Source organism: Pseudoalteromonas rubra (assembly GCF_004212645.1).
GTDB classification, from domain to species: Bacteria; Pseudomonadota; Gammaproteobacteria; order Enterobacterales; family Alteromonadaceae; genus Pseudoalteromonas; species Pseudoalteromonas rubra_G.
Genome location: NZ_PPUZ01000049.1, coordinates 12816 through 38297, shown reverse-complemented (window position 1 = coordinate 38297; position 25482 = coordinate 12816). Strand labels below are relative to the sequence as shown.

Below are 25482 nucleotides of genomic sequence, written 5' to 3'. Positions count from 1 at the left end.
TGGAATATGATATTCTATATTGTTATAAAGGAGCGCCGTGTGATCCAGTCTGAGCAAGACCAACTTATCTACCTCGATGCCAATGCCACTACGCCGGTATTACCCGAGATTGCCAAGGTCGTGGTACATACCATGCAGGTGTGCTTTGGCAACCCCTCGAGTGCCCACGTTACCGGTGTGCAAGCCAAGCACTTGATGGAAGAGGCGCGCAATAAAGGCAGAGAGGTGATAGGAGCGACCAGCGGCGAGCTGCTCTTCACTTCTGGTGCAACAGAAGGGATCCAAACGGCCATCGTTTCGGCTTTGAGTGATTATGTGCAACATCATCACGAGCGATATGCAAAACCGGTTCTGATGTATGGCGCGACAGAACATAAAGCGGTACCGAATACCCTGAAACACTGGAACCGGTTACTTGGACTGAACGCTGAAATCCTGGAGATCCCGGTAGACTCGAAAGGCTTGCTGGATCTGGACTTTATTGCTGAGCACATTGAGCAGGCAGTGATGATATGTACTATGGCGGCTAACAATGAAACCGGCATTAAGCAGGACCTTGGCAGACTAGAGCAGGTGATCCGTGAAGGGAACAGGCAAACCGCCTGGATGGTCGACTGTGTTCAGGCCCTGGGCAAGTTGCCACTGGAGCTATCAAAAACCACAATAGATTATGCACCGTTTTCCGGCCACAAGCTCTATGCGCCAAAAGGGATCGGATTTTTGTATATTCGCAGCGGCAGCCCCTATACGCCCTTTATCGCTGGTGGTGGTCAGGAGTCGGGAATGCGCTCCGGCACAGAAAATATCCCTGGGATAGCCGCGCTGAGTACTCTGTTTGATATGTTACTGGATAAGGAAAACTCGCCTTTTAATCCGGTAGAGCAGCTCGAAAAACACCGCAGTATGCTGGCTGAAGCCGTTGAAACAACGTTTAAACAGGTTACTTTCCATCATGATTTCGCGCTGTCAGTGCCAACTACGTTGAACTTTTCGGTTGATCACCTCACCAGTAAAGAAGTGATTGATCTGCTTGATGCAGCGGGCATTCGAGTGAGCGGCGGGTCGGCCTGTAGTTCAGGCTCAAGTCGCAGTTTTGTACTGGATGCGATGAATGCACCGGACTGGCAAAGCGAGAATGCCATCAGGCTGTCATTTGGTCCTGCTGACAGTGAAGCGCAGATCCGACGTGCATGTGATGCGCTCAAAAGTCTGAAACCTATTCTTGAGAATAACTGTCTGGTGGTATCGGATAGCACTGCACCGGAGCAGGAGGCCTGTGCTGTGGGTTTGACGCAGTTGCGCCATCAGGGGGCCTGTTGCTGGCTGTATGTCACACCCGACAAACAGGCAGTGATTGTAGATCCTGTTCCTGAGTTGGTTCCGCGTTTGCAGCGCCTGCTTGATAAACAGGGGCTGGCTTGCAAGGCTGTGCTTAAGACCCATCTGAGCGCACAGGCGAGTGATGCGGTGAACTTACTTGCTCACAACCTGATCAGCGACGAAGCATTTGATGAATTTGGCTGGCCTATGGATTGCGCCGAGGGCTTGTTGCAGGGGACACTTCTAAAGCTGCCAGATATTGAGAGCGAAATTGAAAACCGTTGCTACTTATTGATGCAAGGTGAAGATGTGTCTGCGTGTTTTGCCGGTAAGCTGTTGTTACCGCAAGGCCTGGGAGACAGTGAGGGGAGTTCGGTGCGCGCCGGGGCGATGGCCGAGACTCTGTTACGTCTGAATGAAATGCTGGATGACGATAGTTTGATCTGTAGCGCGCTGGATTATCAGCAGTGCTTTGCTATTAACTGGCATGCGCAGGTGCAGATTAGCCCTCTGCTGGGCCGGCTGTTAAATGGGGCGTGTTCGACCGCTGAATTTGTTGACCAAAAAGTCAGTATTGACAGTGACGCCAGCACATTCCGGGAGCGTTTCCTTGATGCACTGATGGACGCCGCGGTGCCTGCTGTTAAAGCACTGAACCGCTCGGCTGCACAAGACTGGCTGGCATGTCATAAAGGGGTGATCATTGATTGTCGTGAACCTTATGAATCGGATGTGTCTCGGCGCGGGATCACGGATCTATTTGGTGATCTGGCAACAGGGCGGGTGCTTAATATTCCGCTGAGCAGAATGACGGACGTACTGCGAAACGGGGCACTGGATCCATCGCAACATTACCTGCTGGTGTGTCGTACCGGTAATCGTTCTATGCAGGCTGGTCATACGCTGGCGTTACTGGGCTTTGATCGGGTCGCTAATTTACAGGGCGGGCTGGCATTAAATTAAAGCAAGTTTGCCCCGGACAGACCGGGGCAAAGGCATTTACTGGGGGGCGGGTCCTGTACTTTCTCTTACCACCATGCTTGGCGTAAACGTGGTGATAATGTCTTTATCCTGATTGCGACTGCCACGGGTTTTTGAAAATAATAACCGTGCGGCGTGTTCAGAAATCACATTGTTTGCCTGATGGGCGGTGGTGAGCTTTGGCCAGGTCTGGCGAGAGAACGGAGAGTCTTCGAACCCGGAAATAGACAGCTGCGCCGGGATCTCTATGTTCATTAACCTCGCTGCAAACAGGGCACCGGCTGCCACCTCATCGTTACCGCCTAAAATCGCCGTGATCTGCTTGCGGTTGCCATCTTCTAGCAGGGCTTTTGCGCCTTGCACACCCGATTCAAACGAGTAGGTACCATTGTGAACGAATTCTTCATTGAAGGCTATCTGATGGTCGGCGAGAGCTTGCTTGTAGCCCGCCAGGCGTTCGGTGGTTGATTTGTGTTCTTCATCACCGCAGACAAAAGCAATGTGCTTGTGCCCGAGCGTGATCAGGTGTTCTGTGATCTCGTACGCGGCAGCGAAGTCATCAACATAGATGCAGTTTTTAGCTTTTTCTGTATCATCTTCATTGTGCCCGGAAAGCAACCGCACATAGCTGACACCCAGCTCGTCCAGCATGTCTATAATAGGTTGCTGCTCAGAGAGCGGCGGAGTTAGCACCAGACCGGCCAGACGAGAGCGCTTGATCATAGTGGCAATTTCCGCCTGCATGTCTGCTTGCTGTGCATTACATGGATGGATCACCAGCTCATAGCCTTCTTCTTTGCAGCGCGACAACACGCCATTTTGCATGTCTATGATGTAGTAGGCGTTGGGGTTGTCATAGACCAGGCCGATGGCAAACGACGATGTCCCCGCCAGGTTCCTTGCGGCAGTATTGGGTTGATAATTGAGCTCTTTGACGGCTTGCATCACCTGATCATAGGTTTTTTTGCGTACCGATGGTTCCTTGTTAATCACGCGCGATACGGTTTTCATTGATACGCCAGCGTGTTTTGCTACATCATTGATGGTTACTTTCATCTTGTTTTTCTTCTGTGAGAGAAGGTGGTACTATAATGTGTACAAGTGCCTGACTGTGCACTTTTTAGCGCGATCATTGCGCATTCCTGATGACTCGAGATCTGGGATTCACTTGGTATAGTCCGTGCCTTGATTTCATAAAATGATCATTTGCAGTTTCTAGTCTATCCAATTTGCTCTTAAATTAGCAGTAAAAATTCTACCAAATAAATTAATGATACCGGTGTCAAAAAGTCAAAATTGGGGTATTATGCGCAATGTAAAATTGAGTATTAGCTATTTGACAGCGTTGTCATTTTAACTTATGTTTAACGCAATACACCGTTTAACACTTGTGATAATTACAATTTTTATTGTTTTGAAAACGCACCGTCACTAGGGGAATTTATATGAGTTGCCGTACACAACTATCGAGTTGGCAGGCTTTAACAACAGCATCAGAACAACTGAAGTCACAACATCTGAAATCATTGTTTGAACAAGATGCGACGAGATTTGAGCAGTTCTCTCGTCAGATCCCTGGCTTGTTGTTTGACTTTTCTAAGCAGCTTATTGATTCAGACACCTTTGCACAGCTGATCAAGCTAGCTGAGCAATGTGAATTGGCCCAGTGGCGTGACAAGCTGTTTAGCGGTGAAAAAATCAATATCACTGAAGATCGTGCCGTGCTGCATGTTGCACTGCGCAATCGTGGTAATACACCTATCTACGTTGATGGCGAAAACGTCATGGAACAGGTGAATACCGAACTTGAAAAAATGAAAGCGTTTAGTCACAAAGTGCGCAGCGGCGACTGGTTGGGCTACACGGGTAAAGCGGTTAAAGACGTAGTTGCAATCGGCGTTGGCGGTTCAAACCTCGGCCCTCAGATGGTGACTGAAGCACTGAGCGCTTATGCTGATGATACTCTTAATGTGCATTATGTCTCTAACGTTGACGGTGTTCAGCTGGCCCAGGTGTTAGATAAAGTGTGTCCTGAAACCACCTTGTTTGTGATTTCGTCAAAAACCTTTACGACGTCAGAAACTATGACCAACGCGCGCTCAGCGGTTGCCTGGTTCCTGAATGCTGCGCAAAACGAAGCTGAAATTGCCAAGCATTTTGTTGCTGTGAGCACTAACCTTGAAAAAACGCGTGCCTTTGGTATCAGCGACGAAAACGTATTCACCATGTGGGACTGGGTAGGTGGGCGCTTCTCATTGTGGAGCGCGATTGGCTTACCCATTGCCTTATATTTGGGTTATGACAAGTTCGAGGCCATCTTAGAAGGGGCCTACGAAGTTGATGAGCATTTTAAAAATGCGTCATTTGATCAGAATATTCCGCTGATCATGGCACTTCTGAGCGTTTGGAACACCAGTTTTCTCGGTTATCAGTCTCAGGCTATCCTGCCTTATGATCAGGCGCTGCATATGCTGCCTGCTTATTTGCAGCAGGGTGAAATGGAAAGTAACGGCAAACATGTGACCTTTGCCGGGCAAACTGTGCCTTACACGACTGTGCCGCTGATCTGGGGCATGACGGGGATTAATGGTCAGCATGCTTTTTATCAGTGTCTGCATCAGGGGAATGTAATTGTCCCTGCTGATTTCATTGCGTCGCTGAAACCGCAGCGCAATGTGGCCAAACACCATGATATTTTGCTGTCTAACTTTTTTGCACAAACAGAAGCCCTGATGGCCGGTGTGAATGAGCAACAAGTGCGCGCTGACTTGAGTGCAAAAGGTAAATCAGAGGCCGAAATTGAAAGCCTGTTGCCGCATAAGATCCATGAAGGAAACCGACCTACTACATCCATGATTTTGGATGTAGTAGATGCAAAAGCGGTTGGGCGTCTTATCGCATTGTATGAGCATAAAATCTTTTGTCAGGGCATTATACTTGAGGTTTGCTCATTTGATCAGTGGGGTGTTGAACTGGGTAAAGGTCTGGCAAGCGCCATTGAAGCAGAATTGACGCAGGATGGGGTGACACACCCACATGACAGCTCCACAGCCGGGCTGATTGCGTACTACAAACAAAACAGATAACAACCACAAATGCGTGCTTGTGGTGTGCCTGATTTAATTTGGGCACGAGTGAAAAGAATACCTTTGAACGGGTAGCGCTGGAGTGCTTAGGGCCTGTATTTTTGTGAGAGGAATTACAGTGCCCCTAAGGCTCATTTTTTCAAATTTATTGGCCTTGTCATAACCTATAAGTGACAGGCGGGTAAACTGGCTTTAACAGCCAAAGAGCAGTGACGGAGCAGACTCTTATTGGGGATGTATGGCGTAGTCGTCACGACGAACTGCATACATGGTTCAAACGGGTTACCCGTTACCATCCCCGACCTCACTGCGGCACAGCCCCATGGTTTCCAGACTGGTTCCATGTGCTGTGCATACGAATTCAAATCCAGCAAGAAAGCAGAGTTTGCTAGTCTGAATGGACTGGAAAACGGTTTTAACTAACGAGCGTGTGAGGCACTTTGGTGCTACGCGCCTAACCTTGTGAGACATAATTATGCTTAATCCTTTTGATATCGTAATTTTTGGTGGGGGCGGCGACTTAGCGTTACGAAAGTTGTTACCTGCAATGTATCGTGCGTATCAAGAAGGTAATTTACCTGAAGGCTCACGCGTACTGCCAACTGTCCGTGCAGAAGAACAAAAAGAACAATACCTTGCCACGGCTGAGCAAGCACTCCAATCCCACCTCAGCGAGGGTGAGTTTAATGTTAAAGACTGGCAGGCTTTTGCCCAGTTTTTAGTGCCTGTCGTCGTTAACGTGACCGAGGCCGATGATAATTGGGACGTTCTTAAAGACATTCTTGATGCTGACGGCGAAGAAAAGTCGCGTGTATTCTATTTATCTTTGCCGCCTGCGGTATACGGTACCTGTTGTGAGTTGTTGTCACGAAAGGACCTAATCACGGACAATTCTCGCGTAGTCGTTGAAAAACCCATTGGCTATTGTGGTAAATCGGCTGAAGAAATTAACGGTAAGATTGCCCAGTTCTTCGATGAGAACCAGATCTTCCGTATCGACCACTACTTAGGTAAAGAAACGGTACAGAATTTGATGGCACTGCGTTTTGCTAACGCCTTGTTTGAAAACCTCTGGGATGCAAAATCAATCGACAATATCCAGATCAGTATCTCTGAGACGGTCGGTCTTGAGAGCCGAGCTGGTTTTTATGACAAAGCCGGTGCCCTGCGCGACATGGTGCAGAACCATTTATTGCAGCTTTTATGCCTGGTGGCGATGGAGTCTCCGTCAAAGCTGAATGCGAACAGCATCCGCGCTGAAAAGCTCAAAGTACTTGAAGCATTGCGTCCTTTGGTTGGTGAAGATGTTGACGATAACGTGGTGCGTGGCCAGTACGTGCCGGGCGACCTGAACGGCAAACTGGTACCTGGTTATCTGGAAGAGCTGGGCGAAGGGTCCAGCACCACAGAAACCTTTGTGGCTATTCGTGCACATATTGATAACTGGCGTTGGGCTGGTGTGCCTTTTTACCTGAGAACGGGTAAGCGCATGAAAAAGCGTTGTGCGGAAATTGTGGTTGAATATAAACCAGTTTCTCACAATGTTTACGGTCCAAGCGTGGGCCCAATTCAGCCTAACCGCCTTGAGATCCGTTTGCAGCCAGAAGAAAGCATCCAGCTGACACTCATGTCTAAGCGTCTGGATAACCTGGAAATGCAACTGGAACCTGTGACGCTGAATATTGAGCTGAGTCAGCAGTACAGTAAAGGTTTCCATTCAGATGCCTACAAGCGTCTGATGTTGGATGCCGCGGCAAATAATCCGGCCCTGTTCATTCATCGTGATGAAGTACGAGAAGCCTGGCAGTGGATTGACCCTATTATCGCGCGTTGGCAAGAAAAAGGCACCCCTTCACTTTATCGTGCCGGTTCATGGGGCCCTGAGGCCGCTGATGAGCTGCTGGAAGAAAATAATCATGCCTGGTTTAACGTGGGAGAAAAAGCATAATGGCACAGCTGAACGAACAGTTTTTTGATAGTAAAGACGCCATGACCGCAGAGCTGGCAGCGCTTTTGAGCAGCACGTTGAGTAATGCGATTGCCAACGATGGCCGTGCGACTATGCTGGTATCGGGTGGTTCGTCACCAGCGCCTGCATACCGACATTTGTCAAATTTGCCCTTGGCCTGGGATAAAGTCACTGTGGCCATGGTTGATGAGCGTTGGGTTGATGCCGACCATGAGAAGTCTAATGAAGCCTTCATCAATTCGACACTGTTACAAAACGAAGCAAGCTCTGCTGAATTTGTAACTATGAAAAACGCCGCAGCGACGGCACAAGCAGGTCAGGGTACATGTGAAAACGCTTATGCGGCATTAAAAGCTCCATTTGACATCACTATTCTGGGGATGGGGCCGGACGGGCACACTGCGTCTTTGTTCCCACATGCTGAAGGACTGGAAGAGGCATTGCAAACGACTGATCTTGTGTGCGCCATCAATGCAAAGCAAAGTGAAGTCACGGGCAGTATTACAGAGCGCATGAGTTTGACGCTGGCTGGTATTGCTAATACTAAGCATGCCGTGCTCTTGATCAGCGGCGAGGCAAAACGCGCGGTATACGAAGAAGCCAAGCAACCAGGTTCTGAGCTCGACATTCCGTTGCGCGCGGTACTAAACCACCCTGAGCTAACGCTTAGCGTGTTTTGGTGCCCTTAATTAGCCAAACAGAATTGCAACATACAAAGCACGCCTCGGCGTGCTTTTTTAATGGATTGAGTTCGGAAACTTGAGCGTGTGTTTCAAAAGTAAAAGAGAGGCTCTATTGCCTCTCTTTTTCTATTAATTACAGGGAATTGATGAACACCAGCGCAATGGCCAGCGGGCAGACAAAGCGGATATACCAGGGCCAGATCCGCCAGAAAACAGATGAAGCGACTTCCGGGTGGCCTTCCTGAATTTCGCTCAGTAACTTCTGACGGTGCCAGATCCAGCCAACGAAAATACAGCACAGCATGCCAAGCAGGGGTTGACCGAATTGTGTGGTCAGCTGCACAACCAGACCAAACAGAGCCGAGAAGTTCAGAATGATTGTCACGCTCACGGTTGCGATGATGCCGCCAATGATCCAGGTCGCCTGCGTTCTGGCCAGTGCAAACTTTTCAACCGCATAAGATACCGGGGCTTCAAGCATCGAAATAGAGCTGGTGAGCGCTGCGATGCTCATCAGAGCAAAGAAAGCAAAGCCAACAAAGACACCCACGCCGCCCATGCCTTCAAACAAGGCTGGCAACACCTGGAATACTAACGTGTCTTCAGACAGCAACTGACCGCTTGATGAGAAAATTTCGACGCCCTGAGCCTGTGCGACATACATAGCTGGAATGATCAGCAGGCCTGCTACAAAGGCAATAAACACATCAATAAGCGTGACGTAGGCGCCCAGAGAAACAAGGTTTTCCTGTTTACTGATGTATGAGCCATAAATGATCATGACACTGGTACCCAGCGACAGCGAGAAAAATGCCTGGCCGAGCGCACTGACCAGCAAACCCGGGTCCAGTAACGAAGAAAAATCAGGTACTAGATAGGCTTTTAAGCCCGTCGTAGCTCCTTCCTGAGTTAATACGTAAGCAATCAGGGAAAATAAAATGACCAGCAGCGCAGGCATCAGACGTTTAGACCATTTTTCTATGCCATTTTCGACGCCTTTACTAATGATAGAGATAGTCAGAGCCACGAAAATGAGCGTGAAGCTGAGATCTCTTACCAGAGACTGCTCTGATAGCCACTGTGCAGCACCAGCAGCGCCAACTGTGGTCGCGATCGGCTCCAGAGTGGCACTGAGCATCCAGCCTGCCACGATGGCATAAAAGCTTAAGATCAACCCGGCACAGATTATGCCGCCGAACCCGACGAAAAATGCAAATTTCTTTTGCACCGGGTTGTTGCCCAGTTTTTGTAAAGAAGACACCGCGTTTGCCTGACCATGGCGACCAATCACCAGCTCAGCCATCAATGCGGGATAAGCCAGACAAAACGCCAGGATCAAATACATTAGTACAAAAGCGGCACCGCCGTTACTGGCGGTTTGAGTTGGGAAACCCCAAATATTTCCCAGGCCAACAGCTGAGCCCGCTGCTGCCATTATGAATCCGAAGCGAGAGCTGAACTCTCCGCGCACACTGCTCATATTCTTATACTTCTCATTTTTAAAGACGGCGGCAACAATCTACTGTAATTAAAAGGAAATAAAAAGACCTAAATTGCTTTGATCTAACACAAGTTTTTGCACAAATCCTGAGCGTAATCCGAAAAATCCAGTGCTGTGTTCGCCATTAGTTAGTATCTAGCTGATTTATAGCACAAATCTAACGCTTGTCAGTCAGCCTTGACAGTATTTCTCGGTGCTTTACAGGGAAACGTCAAGGTGAATTTAGCGCCGCCAAGCAGGTCGGATCTGCTGACACTGGCCCGGCCATGATGCCAGTCGACCACTTTTGCAACAATGGCCAGGCCCAGGCCATAACTCTTACCGGCCCGGTTTCGATGTCCCTGCTCCTGGAAAAAAGGATCGAATACCTTAGCCCAGTTTTCTTCCTCGATACCTGGCCCATCATCTTCAACGCGTATTTCAATCTGATGATCCAATTGCTGGGCGCTGACGATTATCTGCTTGTCGGCAAAATCGCAGGCATTGCTCAGTAAATTAGAGATGGCTCTGGCCAGCCAGTGCGGATCGGCATCCATTTGCAAGTGTGCAGGGACCGAGACGCTGGCATTGATTTGTTTGTTCGTCAATTTAGGGGCCATCTGCTCAACGACATTGCGAATATAGCTGTCCAGCTCTGTTGGGGCGAACTTGAGCAGGTGTGATTTTTGTTCAAGGGTGGCAAAGGCTAAATAACTGGCCAGCATGTTTTCCATCTGATCAAGATCTTTCTCCATGCGATGCATCAGAGCGTGGACCTGTTCAATGTCATCTTCCTCAAAAGCGGCATCAAAGCCAAAGCGTAAACAGGCAACCGGGGTGCGAATGTCGTGAGACAAGCTTGACGCCATGAGTTTGTTCTCAGCCAGTAGCTTTTCTATCTGGTTGGCCATGCGGTTAAAGGTCAGTTCCAGATCTTTGATATAGGTAAAGTGATTTACTTCGATACGGGCACTTAAATCGCCACTGGCAAACTGTTTAGCGACACTCACCAGCACGGTAAGTCGTTTGGCAAGTGGCGCCAATATAACCCACATAAAGGTACAAATGCCGGCATAAAATGCCAGTGTCAGAAACACATCTGAATCATATTGCTCGGGAGGCTTTTCAAGCCTCAGTTCAAGGTAGTCTGGTGCCAGTGACGGGGCTGATTTGAGCAGGTAATAGCCCATATCATCCTCAAGCAGTAAGCCCTCCGGTTGCATCATCTGGTTTTTGAGCTCCACAGGTAATGCCAGAGAGTCCCCGGAACTGTAAGTAATAGGTAGGTCAAAATCTTTGCTTACCTGCTCCATATAGGCTGCCCGCAGTGTCTCTGGTATGGATGCACTTTGGTTGGTAACGCCATAAAGCAGCTTTGCCTGCCAGGCAAAGGCGTCTTCTGCGGGCTCTGCCTGCTGGCTTAGGGTGTCAAGTAACCAGCCTAGCACCACAATTGAGATCAGCGCACTTGCGAGCAGATAAAGATAGAGCTTTCTCATCCGTTACTCCAAAGATAAGTACCATTGCATCAGGCTGGGGAGAAGAGAGGTTTGGGCCCGCGCCATTGTGAGCGGGCCATCAGGTAGCAATGTGGCTTACCAGGCCGAAGGCACAAGCAGATAGCCTTTTCCCCAGATTGTTTTGATCTTTTCCGGATTTTGAGGATCATCGCCAAACTTTTTACGCAATGCCGAGATAAGCACATCGACGCTGCGGTCCAGGCCATCGTATTCACGGCCTTTAGTTGCCTTAAATACTGCATCCCGAGACACAACCTCACCAGCGTTACTGGCAAGAAAGTGCAGCAGCAGGTACTCGGCGCTGGAGACATTGACTTCCTGATCTGCCACGATGACTTTGCGTGCCTGCGTATCAATGCGCAGATTCCCGACATTGAGCATCAGCGCATTGGCATCTGAGTTCGATTCATTATCTTGAGCAACACGCATATTAGCCTTGATCCGCGCCAGCAAAGCGCGTGGCCGGACAGGCTTTATGACATAATCACTGGCACCGACTTCGAGCCCAATGACTTCGTCCATCTCTTCGTCTTTTGCTGTCAGCATTATGATGGGCTTGCTATAAAACTGGCGCAACTCGCGACACACACTGATGCCATCTTGCCCGGGCAACATGATATCCAGCAACACCAGATCTGGCTCATGTTGCTTGACCATACCGACAACCTGATCGCCGCGATAACAACACTCTGTGGTGTAACCCTGATTGTTCAGGTAATCGGCAACCCACTGAGCGAGTGACTCGTCATCTTCAACCAACAAAATTGTGCCGTATTGCTCCATTTGACTTCTCCTTTATTGCGCTTGCCTTGCATGTTGCCGGCCAAGACGTTCATTATTTTGCTTGAATTATGTTCTTGACTGCAATTATAAGTACGAATCACGTAAAAAGTGTAATTAAGTGTGTGTTCTTGTTTAATAACCTCAGTTAAAGCAAGACATTAAGTTTTTCTATCAGACCTTTGCTGAGGTGGTGCATCATATCGCTGGTCAATGCGCTCACCTCTGTTTTGTTACAGGCACCGGCGGTTTTGACCAGAGGAGATATTTGCGACTCTACCTGATAGGGCGGGATTTTCACGCTCTGGTTATATCGGGCGCGACGCGCTTCTTCCTGATTTTGCTCAACGATAAAGGAAATGACGGCGTGCTCATTGGCCACTTTTTCAGTTTCTGTAAACGTGTATTGTAGTGGAATACCCTGATACCCGGCACTGTTGATGGACGATTTGGCAAACCATATCACATCGGAAGACGATTTATGCGTCAGTCGCATACTTAAAGATGCAATGATATTACTGCATTGTTTGCTTGGAATGGTCTGAGCAAGTTGCGCTATATAGGGATGCGGATCTTCGGGTTTGTTTAGTACATAGACTTTGTCTTTACCAAATGACAGGTCCAGCTGTTGAACCACCAGGTGGTAGTCGCTGCTTTTTTGTGCGACTACGGTCAGACCTTTGTCTTTTAACAGTTGGATAATCTGCTTACGCAAAGTATCCGTCATGCTCACTTTACTGGTATCTATGTATACCGTATTACCACTTTTAACTGGGTGAGCGGGCAGCTGCACGGATTTGATCCGGGCAGACTCGAGTTCGGTACTGTAAGATATCTGATAAACCGACTTGGTTAATAGCGGCTTTTTCGGCACGTCCAGTTTGGGCGCCATTGGCGGTGTTGCAATACACCCTGTCAGTCCGGCCAAGGCAATAATTGAAAGCAAACAGCGCATGACTTATACCTCTAAATTTAGTTTTATAGATCAGCACTTAGCTGCATTAAAACACGACAAATTCTTTGGTACGCTCCATAGGGTGAGACAGAAAAGTTTCTGTGTTCAGCCTGGATTGTCTGCGTGAGCAGTACCAAACTTCATGATATTATGTGCAGCGTGTTAATGAATCGGATCATTATGAAGTCACTGCATCACCTTATTATTCTTGCTTTCGCACTGACGACCTGTGTCGTTCAGGCTGACCCTGGCCGCGAGCAGCAGCGCTGGGAGCAATTTGTAAACGCATATTCTAAGCAACTCAAACAAAAACTAAAAGAAAAATCGATACCGGGCGCTGCTTTGAGTATTGTGCACCGCCAGCATGGCGACCATATTGCCGGGTTGGGGAAAACCAAAGTAAGAAAAGGGCGTCAAGTTACAGCCAATACCCGTTTTCGTCTGGCCTCGGTGTCTAAAACCTTTGCCGGCTCACTCACCGCTAAGTTGGCAGCGCAAGGGATACTAAACCTGGAAGATACCGTTGCTCAGCATCTGCCTATTTTCAGTGAAAGTGCCTACGGCAAGGCAAAATTATATCACTTACTTAGTCACTCCAGTGGTCTGGTGCCTAATGCCTATGACAATCTGATTGAGTCTCGGATGACGTATGACAAAATTTATCCTCGACTGGTCGATGTAGAGCATATTTGCCGACCCGGGATTTGTTATGGTTATCAGAACGTCATGTTTAGCCTGATAGGCGATGTGATAGCGCAAACCACACAGCTGAGTTATGAAGCCTGGCTGGAACACTTTTTCTTTGCTCCGTTAGGGATGAAAGATGCAGGCTTAGGACACGCACACATGACTCGCGATGATAATTTTGCCGCGCCTCATGTACGTGGCACTAAACGTTGGCATACTGCAAAACTCAAACCGCACTATTACAAAGTTGCCCCTGCCGCGGGTGTGAACGCCAGCGCCGCAGACATGAGTCAATGGCTTAAGGCACAACTGGGGATTTACCCATCGGTATTATCGCTGGACGCGCTGACCATTCAGTCTCGTCCTTATACCCGCACTAAGCGGGAACTACGCAGAAGGGTATGGCGTAATTATGTCGAGCAGGCGCATTATGGCCTAGGCTGGCGTATTTACAGCTTTTCTGGTGAACTTATGTATTACCACAGTGGCTGGGTTCAGGGGTACAGAACGGATATTGCGGTGTTGCCGGAACTAGGAATTGGGTTTAGTTTGCTGCTGAACGCTGAAAGTGGCGTTATCAACGGCCTGAGTACAGAGTTTATTCGTCAGGCCATTGAATTTAGCAGGGCTGCCAAAGCACAATCTGATACTTAGACAGCCAGCCTTTGCTACTGGCGAGGCAGCTGGATTTTTTTATCTTCGCTTTGGCGATACAAAACGACGATGTGGCCAATCGCCTGAACCTTGTGAGCACCTGTTTCACGCGCGATGGCGTCGAAGATCAGTTGCTTGGTTTCGCGATCATTGGTGGGTACTTTTACTTTGATGAGCTCGTGGATGTCTAAACATTGCTCAATCTCTAACAGAACTCCTTCTGTTAGCCCGTTACCACCGAGCAAAACAACGGGTTTTAGGTCATGTGCTAACCCTTTTAGGTACTGCTTCTGTTTATTTGATAATGTCATATTGATACAATTTACTAATTAAGGCTTGAATTACCGCTATTCTAACGCCATCTAAAGAATATTACTAATGAGTTGCAGTTAATATGGCAAATAAAAAGCACTCAGCGAGCTCTAAGCGCTGGTTAAAGGAACATGTTGAAGATCCGTATGTTCATGAGGCACAAAAACGGGGCTATCGCTCTCGTGCCGTTTTCAAACTTGAAGAGATCCAACAGAAAGATAAGTTGTTCAAACCGGGCATGCATGTTGTTGATTTAGGTGCAGCACCGGGGAGCTGGTCTCAGTATTTGGCTGAGCAAGTCGGTGATAAGGGCGAGGTGATTGCCTGCGACATCTTACCTATGGACTCACTGCCAGGCGTGGCATTTTTGCAAGGTGACTTCCGTGAAGAAGCTGTGCTCAATGCCTTGTTAGACAGAATTGGCGGCAAAAATATCGATGTGGTATGTTCGGATATGGCACCCAATATGAGCGGCAACACTGTGATTGACCAGGCGGGAAGCATGTATCTGGTTGAGCTGGCATTTGACATGTGTCACCAGGTGCTTAAACCCAACGGTGCTTTTGCTGTGAAGGTATTTCAGGGTGAAGGCTTTGATCAGTTTGTGCAGGACGTGCGTAATGCTTTTAAAGTGGTTAAGATCCGCAAGCCAAAAGCGTCTCGTCCTCGCTCCCGTGAAGTATATATAGTGGCGACGGGCTACAAACTGTAGTACAGTTGAAACGCTTTTAAGACGAATTTGAATTATTTTAGATACAAGAGGTTAACCCCTTGAGCGATATGGCGAAGAACTTAATACTCTGGTTGGTGATAGCAGTCGTGCTAATGACCGTGTTTCAGAGCTTCAATGGTGGCGAACAAGCAGATCGCCAGACTAGTTACACTCAGTTTGTGAACGAAGTACGTAGCGGTGTTGTCCGCGACGTCAACATCGACCGGACAGCTGGCACAATTACAGGGATCAAAAACAATGGTGAGCGTTTCCAAACCATTATGCCATTGTATGATGATGACCTGATCAACGATTTACTTAAGAACGACGTAAACGTAAAAGGGGTTGCACCAGAAGAGCAATCTTTCCTGGCGAATATATTCATTTCCTGGTTCCCAATGCTGTTGCTAATTGGTGTGTGGATTTTCTTCATGCGTCAGATGCAAGGCGGTGGTGGCAAAGGCGCCATGTCATTTGGTAAGAGCAAAGCGCGTCTGATGGGCGAAGATCAGGTCAAAACAACGTTTGCCGACGTTGCGGGCTGTGATGAAGCAAAAGAAGACGTTACTGAACTGGTAGACTTCCTGCGTGATCCGTCCAAGTTCCAGAAGCTGGGCGGCAATATTCCTAAAGGCGTGTTAATGGTAGGTCCTCCGGGTACGGGTAAAACCCTACTTGCTAAGGCGGTGGCCGGTGAGGCAAAAGTGCCATTCTTTACCATTTCAGGTTCTGATTTCGTAGAAATGTTTGTTGGTGTGGGTGCATCTCGTGTGCGCGACATGTTCGACCAGGCTAAGAAAGCTGCGCCTTGTATTATCTTTATCGATGAAATCGATGCGGTAGGCCGTAAACGTGGCGCCGGTATGGGTGGTGGTCACGATGAGCGTGAGCAAACGCTGAACCAGATGCTGGTTGAAATGGATGGCTTCGAAGGCAACGAAGGTATTATCGTTATAGCTGCGACAAACCGTCCTGACGTACTTGACCCGGCATTACTCCGTCCAGGCCGTTTTGACCGTCAGGTTGTGGTTGGCTTACCTGATGTACGTGGTCGTGAGCAAATCCTGAACGTTCACATGCGTAAAGTACCGCTTGACGAAAACGTTGAGGCATCAGTGATTGCGCGTGGTACGCCTGGCTTCTCGGGTGCCGATTTGGCAAACCTGGTTAACGAAGCTGCGTTATTTGCGGCCCGTGGTAACAAGCGTAAAGTCAGCATGGCTGAGTTTGATGCTGCGAAAGACAAAATCATGATGGGCGCAGAGCGCAAGTCTATGGTGATGTCTGAGAAAGAAAAAGAAATGACTGCCTATCATGAAGCGGGACATGCCATTGTAGGTCGTTTAGTGCCAGAACATGATCCGGTTTACAAAGTATCTATCATTCCGCGTGGCCGAGCGCTGGGTGTCACTATGTACTTGCCGGAGCAAGACAGAGTAAGTCACTCTAAAGAGCATCTGGAGTCTATGCTGTCCAGCCTGTATGGTGGCCGTATTGCAGAAGCCATCATCTATGGTGATGACAAGGTAACAACGGGAGCCAGTAATGACATTGAACGGGCTACTGACATTGCACGTAAGATGGTCACGCAATGGGGCTTAAGCCCTAAATTGGGCCCGCAGATGTACATGGAAGAGCAAGGGGAAATGTTCATGGGTGGCGGCTCATCACGCATGGCAGGTGTGTCTGATGAAACAGCTAAGCTTATCGATGCAGAAATAAAAGATTTTGTAACCCGTAACTACAATAGAGCGGAGCAAATTCTGAAAGACAACATGGACATTCTGCATGCAATGAAGGACGCATTGATGAAGTACGAAACAATCGATGCAGGCCAGATTGATGATCTGATGGAAAGAAAAGAAGTACGTCCACCCAGAGATGCCCATGACCGTAAACCAACAGACAACGGTAATACGGGCGCTTCGGCCGACACCAGCAATGATGTTGAAAAAAGCGAAAATCCCTCGGCGCCAGGGTCTGAGCTTGATGACAAGCTGTGATCTGAGCTAAAATAAGCGTGTTGATTAACCCCGGCTATAGCCGGGGTTTTTTTATAGGCTAAGCACCATGTAAGCTCACATAATGAGCAAGAATATCTCTCACGCTTTTCTGTGCTCAGTTGCACTATAGCGAATTGATTTAAGTAAGCAGCCATTCATACAGCGGCAGTTAGGCTCTTACCAGCGAGCACTTACTATCTTAATGTGGCAGTTTTTTATAAAATATGCTTATATACAAGCAATTCAACAGGCGAAATATGCTTAAGCTTAGACTTCCTCGTGGTCGCACACTTGACCTTTCTACACCCCAGATAATGGGCATTGTGAATGTAACTCCTGACTCTTTCTCAGATGGCGGCAAGTATTCCAAGGCTGACAGCGCTGTCAAACATGGTTTATCTTTACTTGAGCAAGGCGCTAGCATGCTTGATATCGGTGGTGAGTCTACACGACCAGGGGCACCTGATGTGGCACTGGAGCAAGAGCTTGAGCGCGTGATTCCTGCCATAGCAGGCCTGCGAGCCCAGTCTGATTGCATTATTTCTGTTGATACCAGTAAAGCCGAAGTGATGGCGGCTGCGATTGAAGCGGGTGCCGACATAATCAACGACGTTCGGGCGTTGCAGGAGCCTGGCGCATTGGATGTCGCTGCACGTTATCACGATGTACCGGTCTGCCTGATGCATATGCAAGGCCAGCCCCGGACTATGCAGCTTGAGCCGAGTTACCAGGACTTATTCCAAGATATTCGTGCTTTCTTCGAGTCACGCATCGCTTGCTGTGTAGAGGCTGGGATAGTGCGTGAGCGCCTCATAATTGATCCAGGTTTTGGTTTTGGCAAAACATTGGAGCACAACTTTTCGCTGTTAGGGCAGTTATCATATTTTGCTGAACTAGAACTTCCTATTCTTGCCGGGTTATCCCGCAAATCTATGTTTGGCAAATTACTAAATCGGGATACAGATGAGCGCTTGGCTGCAAGCCTGAGTGGGGCACTGCTAAGTGCTCAACAAGGTGCGCAGATCATACGTGTTCATGATGTAAAAGAAACCAATGATGTGCTGCGGGTTTGGCGCGCAGCAACCCATGGAGTATATAAATGACAACTAGAAAATATTTTGGTACGGACGGTGTACGTGGCATGGTAGGGGAATTTCCCATCACGCCTGAATTTGCGCTCAAGCTAGGCTGGGCGGCAGGTAAAGTGCTGTCTAAGTCTGGTACCAAAAAAGTAATAATTGGTAAAGACACACGCATTTCTGGCTATTTGCTGGAAACTTCTTTAGAGGCCGGTCTGATCGCTGCGGGCATTAATGTCGTGTTACTTGGCCCAATGCCAACACCTGCCGTCGCCTACTTATCGCAAACTTTCCGTGCTGAAGCGGGCATTGTGATCAGTGCGTCACACAACCCTTATCACGACAACGGTATTAAGTTCTTTGGTGGGGACGGCAAGAAACTGCCAGACGAAGTTGAGTTAGAAATTGAAGCTATGCTCGATGAACCAATGACTTGCGTGGCTTCGGATAAACTGGGCAAAGCAAGACGACTTGAAAACGCCGACGGTCGTTATATTGAATTCTGTAAAGGCCAGTTCCCGAATGAGTTATCGCTAGAGGGACTGAAAATTGTCTTAGACTGTGCCAATGGCGCCACTTATCACATCGCACCAGCCGTGATGCGTGAATTGGGTGCAGAGGTGATCTGTACTGCGTGTGAACCAAACGGGGTTAATATCAACGAAAAGTGCGGTGCAACGCACGTTGATGCACTAAAACGTCATGTTTTGGAGCATCAGGCGGATGTCGGGATTGCTTACGATGGTGATGGTGATCGCGTGATGATGGTGGATCACAACGGACGTGTCTTTGATGGTGACGACATTGTTTACATCATTGCGGCTCAGGCTCAGCGTAGCGGACAATTAAAAGGCGGTGTGGTCGGTACTGTGATGTCGAACATGGGTCTTGAAAATGCATTGAAAGAAAAAGGCATTCCGTTTGAGCGCAGTAAAGTTGGCGACCGTTATGTCTTGAGCAAGCTCCAGAAACACGGCTGGACAATTGGCGGTGAAAGCTCTGGCCATGTGCTGAATCTGGACCTTATCCCGACAGGGGATGGTATTGTGTCTAGCTTACAGGTACTGGCTGCCATGGTTGCACAAAACCAGACACTGAAAGACTTGGGCGCCGGGTTTGTGAAATATCCGATGAAAATGATCAACGTGCGTTATGCCAAAGGCACCGATCCTGTTTCAGCAGATGTAGTTAAGCAAACCGTCAAAGAGGTGGAAGCTGAACTGGCAGATAAGGGTCGAGTACTGCTGAGAAAGTCAGGAACCGAGCCGGTTGTTCGTGTCATGGTTGAAGCCGAGCAAGAGAAGCAAGTTATTGACTTTGCCACCAAAATCGCTCAAGTCGTTGAATCTGTGAGCAACTAAACCAAAATCCACATTTTTTTCTTGTAACTTAGGGTGAGTGGCGTTAGTATCTCACCCGCTTTCTGATGCGGAGTACTACATGGGACAAAGAAAGCCAATCGTCGCAGGCAACTGGAAAATGAACGGCTCAAGCGAGCTGATAAAAGAAATTGCCGCGGTGAGTACGCAAGTCTCAGGCGAACAGCGTGAGGTATTAATCTTTCCTCCGGCGGTTTTGCTTTCAGAGGCAATATCTGCAGGTCTGAATTGCGGCACACAAACTGTGTCGGAGTTTGAGTCTGGTGCCTACACGGGTGAAACACAAGCTACACTGGTTAAATCTTTAGGCGCAAACTACACCTTGGTAGGACACTCTGAAAGACGTAGTATCTACGGCGAATCGGATGAAGATGTCGCGAACAAGTTCGCTCAAGCTCAACAAAGCGGCCTGACGCCTATTTTGTGCATTGGTGAAACCCAAGCGCAAAGAGAGGAAGGTAAAACAGAAGAAGTTGTTAAACAACAGCTTGAAGCTGTAATAAAAAAATTAGGCATAGCATCACTGGCAAATTCTGTGATAGCATACGAGCCAGTTTGGGCTATAGGTACCGGTTTAACAGCCACACCAGAGCAAGCCCAGGCGACACACAAGTATATACGCGACTTGTTATCTGGTTATGATGAACAAGTTGCAAACGCACTGCGCATTCTTTATGGCGGCAGTGTTAATGAAAGTAACAGTGAATTATTATTCGCACAGGCAGATATTGATGGTGGCCTAATCGGCGGAGCAAGTCTCAAACCTGAAAGCTTTAAAGCTATCTGCGAAAGTGCAAAGGGATAAGTAAATGTACGAGATTCTTTTGGTTATTTATTTGGTTGTCTCGCTGTCTTTGATCGGAATGATCTTGATTCAGCAGGGCAAAGGCGCTGACATGGGTTCATCTTTCGGTGCTGGCGCGTCGGCAACCGTATTTGGTTCATCAGGTGCTGGTAACTTCATGACCAAAACAACAACAATACTTGCAACTGTGTTCTTCGTGCTAAGTATTGTATTGGGAAGTATGACTGCAAGCCAAATCAAGCAGGCTGATCAATGGGAAAATCTGGAAGCACCAGCAACAACCGTTGCTCCGGCTTCTGAAGATGTACCTGCGTCAGAAGAGTCTCAAAACAACTCAGACGTCCCGAACTAAAAAACACTTAGCGAACGTGGTGGAATTGGTAGACACGCCATCTTGAGGGGGTGGTGAGCATAGCTCGTGGGGGTTCAAGTCCCCCCGTTCGCACCAAACTCAGAGCCAGCAATGCACTGGCTCTCTCATAATCAAAGAGAACATAAGCGTCAAGCACGCATGCATTACACCGAATTGCGAATGTGGTGGAATTGGTAGACACGCCATCTTGAGGGGGTGGTGAGCATAGCTCGTGGGGGTTCAAGTCCCCCCATTCGCACCAATCGGTACTTCAAAGTCCTGTCAGATTCATAAATCTCCTAAATTTAAATTACTTAGCTGCTCTATTCTGCTTTTATTGAGTTACAATGAAAGAAATAAGTTTGTTCTCCTTTGTATGCATTTTTCTGCTCATTTCATTTCCCGAGTATTCCATAGCGTTAAGTCCGTTGAGATAGGCGCGAACGGAATAAAGATAATGCGCTCTGGCGGTGAAGAGTTACTGACCTGGACGCAACAATGTCAGCCACCTGTTGTGCTTGTCGATTGGCTGGGTACGCGTCTGGTGTGTCACGACGGCAATAGAGTATTGACCGTTCGACTGAAAAAGTCGCTGAGTCCAGAGGTGCAACCCCAACTAGAGACACTTTGGGTAAACACGCACAAAGCCCGCCTGCTAAGTTCGATTACCTCTATCGAACAACTTTTACAATATCGTTATCTGTCGATACGCTACTGGGCTACAACGCGCTCCGTCATTAGTGAACTGGCAAAGTACTGGAGTGGCTGGCAAAGTCAGTTTGCTCTGCCTGAGGTCGTCCAGCAAGCCCAGTATACAGTCGCGGAGCTCAATGCGTGGCAGGAAGCCGATCTGGCGCAATTCAGAGAAGCTTATGTTCAGGCTCAGCTTTCTCGTTATGCAACCTTTTTCGACGCCATATGTGGTCAACCACTTACTCAGGCGCAGCGTCGCGCCTGTGTGGTACAGGATGAACGTCAGCTATTGCTAGCGGGGGCCGGAACTGGCAAAACCAGTGTGATGGTCGCCAAAGCTGCTTACCTGTTACACTCGCAGCAGGCCACGGCGGAGCAAGTGCTGATGCTGGCGTATGGTAAAGAGGCTGCAGCTGAAATGCAGCAGAGGCTCGGTCATAGTAAGGTGAATGTGGAATGTGCCACTTTTCATAGCCTTGGCCTGGAGATCATTGCGCGCTCAGAGGGCTGTAAACCAAAACTGTCTGCACTCAGTCAAAATGACACCGCCAGAGCGCAGTTTATAGCCGAGACTCTGGCATCGCTCTGTCAGGAGTCGCTTTATCAGCGTGATTTACTTGCACTACTTAAGCGCCAGTTCGGCGCGGCTGAGGACTGTGACAAACTGGATCTGGATTCTCATCCGGTGCAAAAGCTTATTCGTCAGTTTTCTGAGGCGCTGAGTTTTTACAAGCAGGCACTGTTTCTGGGCAAAGTTCAGTCACTTAGTCAGGAGTTTGAGCTCTGGAACAGCTGTTTTCGGCCAGTGCTCACCGACTACCAACTCTATTTACAAAAAGAACAATGCATCGACTTCGATGATATGATCACTCGCGCGATTGAGCTGGTTCGCAGTGGCCAGTTCAAAAGCCCCTGGCACGTCATTTTGGTCGATGAGTTCCAGGACATTTCTCCATTAAGAGCTGCTTTACTGAAAGCTTTACTGGCGCAAAACGATAAGTATGCCCTGTTTGCCGTGGGCGATGACTGGCAGGCGATATACCGCTTCAGCGGTGGTGATATCTCCATGACAACGCATTTTGCCGAGCACTTTGGTGAGGCGACCATTCAGCAGCTCGATATGACTTTTCGTTATCCTCAGCAGTTACTGGATATTGCCAGCGAGTTTGTTTGTCAGAATCCGAACCAATTAATGAAGCGGGTTAATTCGAGCAAGGTGGCAACCTGCCCGGCACTGATAGCGCGCCCGGACAATGACAATGCGTTAAGCACAGCAATAGATGGGTTTATGGATCTCACGGCTGAGCCTTGCACGGTACTGCTGCTGGCACGCAATCACAAGTATTTGCCCTCAGCAGAAGCACTTGCCGCGCTCTCACAGCGCTTTGTGCGTGCCCGGATAACGGCACTGACCTTTCATGGTGCTAAAGGCAAAGAAGCGGATTTTTGTATTCTGCTGGGATTACACAGCAATAGTGTGCCTGCCAGGCAGCAAAGTGCCGCTATTATCGAGGCGCTATTGCCTGAGGCTGAGACATTTTTGGATGCTGAAGAGCGCCGGCTGTTTTATGTCGCACTGACCCGTGCGCGCAAGCAGGTGTGCTTACTGGTACCTGACGATCCAAGCCCGTTCATTGAACAAACACTGGCATTGCTGGACTAATACGCCAGGCAGGAATTTTCTTATCCTGACGAGAAAATAATTTTGTTGTACTTTGTATCCGCAGCTTTTCATAATTCGCGCTTTGAAACACGAGCAACAACAGAGAGCCCCAATGCGCGGATGGATTATATACAAAGACTCAGCGACCCTGCTAAAACCTGAAACTTATGAGATCAAACGACTGCTGCAAGTCGCTCAGGAAGAGAATATTGATCTGCAGGTGTATTCTCCCGATCAGTTCGATCTGCTGGTATCCCGGGAAGACGATCAGAGTGTTCTGATCGATGGCGAGCCGGTCTCATTGCCCGACTTTGTGCTGCCGCGTATGGGCGCAGGCACAACCTACTTTGCGCTGGCGATCATTCGCCATCTGGAGCGCCTTGGTGTGCATTGCTTTAACAGCTCAGAAGCCATCGAAACGGTTAAGGATAAGTTGTTTGCGCAACAGATCCTGGCACAGCAGAATTTGCCTACGCCGAAAACCATGTTGGTAAAATTCCCGGTGAATATCGACCTGGTAGAAAAGCAAATTGGTTTTCCTGTAGTCGTAAAAACGCTTTCTGGTTCGCAGGGCAGTGGGGTGTTCTTATCTAAGTCTCGTAGTGAGTTTGACGATTTGATGCAGCTTATTGAAGCGACCAGCCCGAAAGCCAATATTATTTTGCAGAAGTTTATTAAATCCAGTCATGGCAGAGACTTACGAGTACTGACGATAGGCGGCCGGGTGGTTGCCTGTATGGAGCGCAATTCTGGTGGTGCGAACTTTAAGGCCAACGTGAGTGCGGGCGCAAAAGGCCTGTCTCACCCGATCACCCCGGAGATCGAATGGCTGGCAACTCAAACGGCCAATATCCTGAACCTGGATATGGCGGGGATTGATCTGTTGTTTGATGAAGAACATTTTAAGATCTGTGAAGCCAACTCAAGTCCTGGTTTTGAAGGGCTCGAAGCGGCTGTAGATGTGGATGTGGCACGGGAAATTCTGCACTTTATCCGCATTCGCTTAGGGATCTTCGATAAGAAAAAACCAGTGGTTGTTGAGACCAAAAAGTCGGCTGCTAAATCACAACCTGCGGCAACGAGCGCTTAGCCTTAAGCCGTTTTAATGACTCAGATGATACCAGTCAGCACAGATTGGCTGGTATCTACAGCTTGTTGATTTCTTTTGCAACCTGATAGCCATCATCGGTGATGATTTGCTCCAGGGTGGCTACGCGCGCTTTGAGTTGTTTAATTTCATCCTGCATGGCCTGCTTTTCGGCCGCACTCATGCCGTCGAGTTTTTTCATTTCAAGGCGCTTAGCAAAGATATCGCGGATAACGCCAAAGCCCACTGCCACTAAAACAATTAAAAAAACCATGGTCGTGCCAGACATACCTGTAGCTCCCTTTTCACTTTGATGGCCCTAGGTTAGCAAACTATCGGGCAGAGATCTTGGCTTGATCTGTTTCAAGATGTGATTGAGCGAATGGGCACACAGGGCGCCCATTTTATGAAGGAGGGGGTTATTCGTAAGGTAAAGGATCGCTTGCCTGGTTAAGTGAAAAGGCTTCCAGGCGCTCCTGACAGGCGCCACATTTGCCGCACGCTTTTTCACGACCGTTATAGCAGGTCCAGGTTTTACTGTAGTCGAGTCCCATTTTCAGGCCGTCAGTGAGGATCTCAATCTTAGTGTTGTTCAGATAAGGGCAGACAATTTCAATTTCTTCGTAATTGGCGATACGACAGACGTCGTCCATTTTCTTAACAAACTCGGGGCGACAATCCGGATAAATTGCGTGGTCGCCAGAATGGGCACCGTAGAAGACTTTGCTTGCCTTGAGCGACACCGCATAGCCCACGGCCAGAGACAGTAAGATCATATTGCGATTCGGCACCACCGTGCTTTTCATGCTTTCTTCTTCATAGTGGCCTTCAGGAACATCAATATCATCAGTCAGTGATGAGCCGCCGATCAGCTGATTGATAGCGGAAATATCGACAATTTTATGCGCGACGCCGAGTTCATCACAGGCCTGGCGGGCAACTTCGAGCTCTTTCACATGGCGCTGGCCATAATTAAAAGACAGTGCATAGACCTCATAGCCTGACTTGAGTGCTTTGTTCAGGACCGTATATGAATCCATACCACCGGAATAAATAACAACGACTTTTTCGCTCATTGGTTTGCCTCGTTTATGTGCTCGAATACTCACTGACATTGCTCGCAATTTTAATAGAGGTTTATGTCAGGGCGCGATATACTACACGGCCGCTGAAAAAATGACAATCAGACGGGTCAGATAATGCCTGTTTTTCAGTGTTGTGGCTGTCGCCAATGTAAAATGTAAACCTTGTTAAATCGTCATGTATCCGGTTTGATCCCGGG

The 25482-nt window shown here is 48.4% G+C and carries 21 protein-coding genes and 2 tRNA genes; 15 read left to right on the top strand and 8 right to left on the bottom strand.

The genetic code is table 11. The features are described 5' to 3' along the window. Positions 1-6 precede the first annotated feature (6 nt). Positions 7-2283, top strand: a complete 2277-nt coding sequence (locus C3B51_RS17685; protein ID WP_130245905.1) for an aminotransferase class V-fold PLP-dependent enzyme — start codon at positions 7-9, stop codon at positions 2281-2283. A gap of 36 nt (positions 2284-2319) precedes the next feature. On the opposite strand, the gene C3B51_RS17680 is transcribed toward C3B51_RS17685, so the two are convergent. Beyond that, positions 2320-3357 carry a LacI family DNA-binding transcriptional regulator gene (locus C3B51_RS17680; RefSeq protein WP_125719170.1) on the bottom strand — a complete coding sequence of 346 codons (1038 nt, stop codon included), beginning with the start codon at positions 3355-3357 and terminating at the stop codon, positions 2320-2322. 389 nt (positions 3358-3746) lie between these two features. Between C3B51_RS17680 and pgi the strand changes: the two genes are divergently transcribed. The 3 genes from pgi to pgl all read left to right on the top strand — a co-directional run bounded on the left by pgi (position 3747) and on the right by pgl (position 8045). Then, positions 3747-5387, top strand: a complete 1641-nt coding sequence (gene pgi / locus C3B51_RS17675; RefSeq protein WP_125719172.1) for a glucose-6-phosphate isomerase — start codon at positions 3747-3749, stop codon at positions 5385-5387. Between the two features lie 475 nt (positions 5388-5862). After that, a complete protein-coding gene (zwf, locus tag C3B51_RS17670) occupies positions 5863-7335 on the top strand; it encodes a glucose-6-phosphate dehydrogenase (RefSeq protein WP_125719174.1) in 1473 nt (490 codons plus the stop codon). After that, positions 7335-8045: a 6-phosphogluconolactonase gene (gene pgl / locus C3B51_RS17665; protein WP_130245904.1), complete on the top strand. Its 711-nt coding sequence runs from the start codon at positions 7335-7337 to the stop codon at positions 8043-8045. Before zwf ends, pgl begins: the two co-directional genes overlap by 1 nt. Positions 8046-8172: 127 nt before the next feature. Here pgl and C3B51_RS17660 read toward each other — a convergent pair whose 3' ends face one another. The 4 genes from C3B51_RS17660 to C3B51_RS17645 all read right to left on the bottom strand — a co-directional run bounded on the left by C3B51_RS17660 (position 8173) and on the right by C3B51_RS17645 (position 12774). Next, positions 8173-9519: a sodium-dependent transporter gene (locus C3B51_RS17660; RefSeq protein WP_125719178.1), complete on the bottom strand. Its 1347-nt coding sequence runs from the start codon at positions 9517-9519 to the stop codon at positions 8173-8175. 188 nt (positions 9520-9707) lie between these two features. Next, positions 9708-11018, bottom strand: a complete 1311-nt coding sequence (locus C3B51_RS17655) for a sensor histidine kinase (RefSeq protein WP_125719180.1) — start codon at positions 11016-11018, stop codon at positions 9708-9710. A gap of 96 nt (positions 11019-11114) precedes the next feature. Then, complete coding sequence (locus tag C3B51_RS17650; RefSeq protein WP_125719182.1) at positions 11115-11822, bottom strand: response regulator transcription factor; 708 nt, start codon at positions 11820-11822, stop codon at positions 11115-11117. A gap of 145 nt (positions 11823-11967) precedes the next feature. Beyond that, a complete protein-coding gene (locus C3B51_RS17645; RefSeq protein ID WP_125719183.1) occupies positions 11968-12774 on the bottom strand; it encodes a hypothetical protein in 807 nt (268 codons plus the stop codon). Positions 12775-12954: 180 nt separating this feature from the next. Here C3B51_RS17645 and C3B51_RS17640 point away from each other — a divergent pair, with 180 nt between their 5' ends. After that, positions 12955-14115: a serine hydrolase domain-containing protein gene (locus C3B51_RS17640; protein WP_164519250.1), complete on the top strand. Its 1161-nt coding sequence runs from the start codon at positions 12955-12957 to the stop codon at positions 14113-14115. A 14-nt stretch (positions 14116-14129) separates the two neighbouring features. On the opposite strand, the gene yhbY is transcribed toward C3B51_RS17640, so the two are convergent. Continuing rightward, positions 14130-14426 carry a ribosome assembly RNA-binding protein YhbY gene (yhbY, locus tag C3B51_RS17635; protein WP_046004214.1) on the bottom strand — a complete coding sequence of 99 codons (297 nt, stop codon included), beginning with the start codon at positions 14424-14426 and terminating at the stop codon, positions 14130-14132. Positions 14427-14509: 83 nt separating this feature from the next. On the opposite strand from yhbY, the gene rlmE reads away from it, so the two are divergent. The 10 genes from rlmE to C3B51_RS17585 all read left to right on the top strand — a co-directional run bounded on the left by rlmE (position 14510) and on the right by C3B51_RS17585 (position 24203). Beyond that, complete coding sequence (rlmE, locus tag C3B51_RS17630) at positions 14510-15139, top strand: 23S rRNA (uridine(2552)-2'-O)-methyltransferase RlmE (RefSeq protein ID WP_046004213.1); 630 nt, start codon at positions 14510-14512, stop codon at positions 15137-15139. A gap of 68 nt (positions 15140-15207) precedes the next feature. After that, entirely contained in the window at positions 15208-17142 is a 1935-nt protein-coding gene (ftsH, locus tag C3B51_RS17625) for an ATP-dependent zinc metalloprotease FtsH (RefSeq protein WP_130245903.1), read from the top strand. 257 nt (positions 17143-17399) lie between these two features. Then, on the top strand, positions 17400-18245 hold the full coding sequence (folP, locus tag C3B51_RS17620) for a dihydropteroate synthase (protein WP_130245902.1): 846 nt from the start codon (positions 17400-17402) through the stop codon (positions 18243-18245). Further along, positions 18242-19582: a phosphoglucosamine mutase gene (glmM, locus tag C3B51_RS17615; RefSeq protein ID WP_125719191.1), complete on the top strand. Its 1341-nt coding sequence runs from the start codon at positions 18242-18244 to the stop codon at positions 19580-19582. Before folP ends, glmM begins: the two co-directional genes overlap by 4 nt. A gap of 79 nt (positions 19583-19661) precedes the next feature. Further along, complete coding sequence (gene tpiA, locus C3B51_RS17610; protein ID WP_125719194.1) at positions 19662-20405, top strand: triose-phosphate isomerase; 744 nt, start codon at positions 19662-19664, stop codon at positions 20403-20405. A gap of 4 nt (positions 20406-20409) precedes the next feature. Beyond that, positions 20410-20757, top strand: coding sequence for a preprotein translocase subunit SecG (gene secG, locus C3B51_RS17605; protein WP_125719196.1), 348 nt, complete (start codon positions 20410-20412; stop codon positions 20755-20757). A gap of 10 nt (positions 20758-20767) precedes the next feature. Further along, a tRNA-Leu gene (locus tag C3B51_RS17600) sits at positions 20768-20853 on the top strand. An 80-nt stretch (positions 20854-20933) separates the two neighbouring features. Further along, positions 20934-21019, top strand: a tRNA-Leu gene (locus C3B51_RS17595). Positions 21020-21214: 195 nt separating this feature from the next. Continuing rightward, positions 21215-23113, top strand: a complete 1899-nt coding sequence (locus C3B51_RS17590) for a UvrD-helicase domain-containing protein (RefSeq protein WP_165389185.1) — start codon at positions 21215-21217, stop codon at positions 23111-23113. Positions 23114-23225: 112 nt separating this feature from the next. Next, on the top strand, positions 23226-24203 hold the full coding sequence (locus C3B51_RS17585; RefSeq protein ID WP_125719200.1) for an ATP-grasp domain-containing protein: 978 nt from the start codon (positions 23226-23228) through the stop codon (positions 24201-24203). A gap of 55 nt (positions 24204-24258) precedes the next feature. Here the strand turns inward: C3B51_RS17585 and C3B51_RS17580 are convergent, their stop codons facing one another. Continuing rightward, positions 24259-24489, bottom strand: a complete 231-nt coding sequence (locus C3B51_RS17580) for a hypothetical protein (protein WP_125719202.1) — start codon at positions 24487-24489, stop codon at positions 24259-24261. Positions 24490-24619: 130 nt separating this feature from the next. After that, complete coding sequence (queC, locus tag C3B51_RS17575) at positions 24620-25276, bottom strand: 7-cyano-7-deazaguanine synthase QueC (RefSeq protein WP_125719204.1); 657 nt, start codon at positions 25274-25276, stop codon at positions 24620-24622. Positions 25277-25482 lie beyond the last annotated feature (206 nt).

Bases quoted from the DNA above. Each gene is read 5' to 3' on its own strand.
- secG (WP_125719196.1), top strand. From the start codon at position 20,410: ATGTACGAGATTCTTTTGGTTATTTATTTGGTTGTCTCGCTGTCTTTG.
- zwf (WP_125719174.1), top strand. From the start codon at position 5,863: ATGCTTAATCCTTTTGATATCGTAATTTTTGGTGGGGGCGGCGACTTA.
- C3B51_RS17640 (WP_164519250.1), top strand. From the start codon at position 12,955: ATGAAGTCACTGCATCACCTTATTATTCTTGCTTTCGCACTGACGACC.
- C3B51_RS17590 (WP_165389185.1), top strand. From the start codon at position 21,215: ATGCGCTCTGGCGGTGAAGAGTTACTGACCTGGACGCAACAATGTCAG.
- C3B51_RS17660 (WP_125719178.1), bottom strand. From the start codon at position 9,519: ATGAGCAGTGTGCGCGGAGAGTTCAGCTCTCGCTTCGGATTCATAATG.
- C3B51_RS17580 (WP_125719202.1), bottom strand. From the start codon at position 24,489: ATGTCTGGCACGACCATGGTTTTTTTAATTGTTTTAGTGGCAGTGGGC.
- C3B51_RS17585 (WP_125719200.1), top strand. From the start codon at position 23,226: ATGCGCGGATGGATTATATACAAAGACTCAGCGACCCTGCTAAAACCT.
- folP (WP_130245902.1), top strand. From the start codon at position 17,400: ATGCTTAAGCTTAGACTTCCTCGTGGTCGCACACTTGACCTTTCTACA.
- C3B51_RS17655 (WP_125719180.1), bottom strand. From the start codon at position 11,018: ATGAGAAAGCTCTATCTTTATCTGCTCGCAAGTGCGCTGATCTCAATT.
- rlmE (WP_046004213.1), top strand. From the start codon at position 14,510: ATGGCAAATAAAAAGCACTCAGCGAGCTCTAAGCGCTGGTTAAAGGAA.
- queC (WP_125719204.1), bottom strand. From the start codon at position 25,276: ATGAGCGAAAAAGTCGTTGTTATTTATTCCGGTGGTATGGATTCATAT.
- tpiA (WP_125719194.1), top strand. From the start codon at position 19,662: ATGGGACAAAGAAAGCCAATCGTCGCAGGCAACTGGAAAATGAACGGC.
- glmM (WP_125719191.1), top strand. From the start codon at position 18,242: ATGACAACTAGAAAATATTTTGGTACGGACGGTGTACGTGGCATGGTA.
- C3B51_RS17645 (WP_125719183.1), bottom strand. From the start codon at position 12,774: ATGCGCTGTTTGCTTTCAATTATTGCCTTGGCCGGACTGACAGGGTGT.
- C3B51_RS17685 (WP_130245905.1), top strand. From the start codon at position 7: ATGATATTCTATATTGTTATAAAGGAGCGCCGTGTGATCCAGTCTGAG.
- pgl (WP_130245904.1), top strand. From the start codon at position 7,335: ATGGCACAGCTGAACGAACAGTTTTTTGATAGTAAAGACGCCATGACC.
- yhbY (WP_046004214.1), bottom strand. From the start codon at position 14,426: ATGACATTATCAAATAAACAGAAGCAGTACCTAAAAGGGTTAGCACAT.
- C3B51_RS17650 (WP_125719182.1), bottom strand. From the start codon at position 11,822: ATGGAGCAATACGGCACAATTTTGTTGGTTGAAGATGACGAGTCACTC.
- ftsH (WP_130245903.1), top strand. From the start codon at position 15,208: ATGGCGAAGAACTTAATACTCTGGTTGGTGATAGCAGTCGTGCTAATG.
- C3B51_RS17680 (WP_125719170.1), bottom strand. From the start codon at position 3,357: ATGAAAGTAACCATCAATGATGTAGCAAAACACGCTGGCGTATCAATG.
- pgi (WP_125719172.1), top strand. From the start codon at position 3,747: ATGAGTTGCCGTACACAACTATCGAGTTGGCAGGCTTTAACAACAGCA.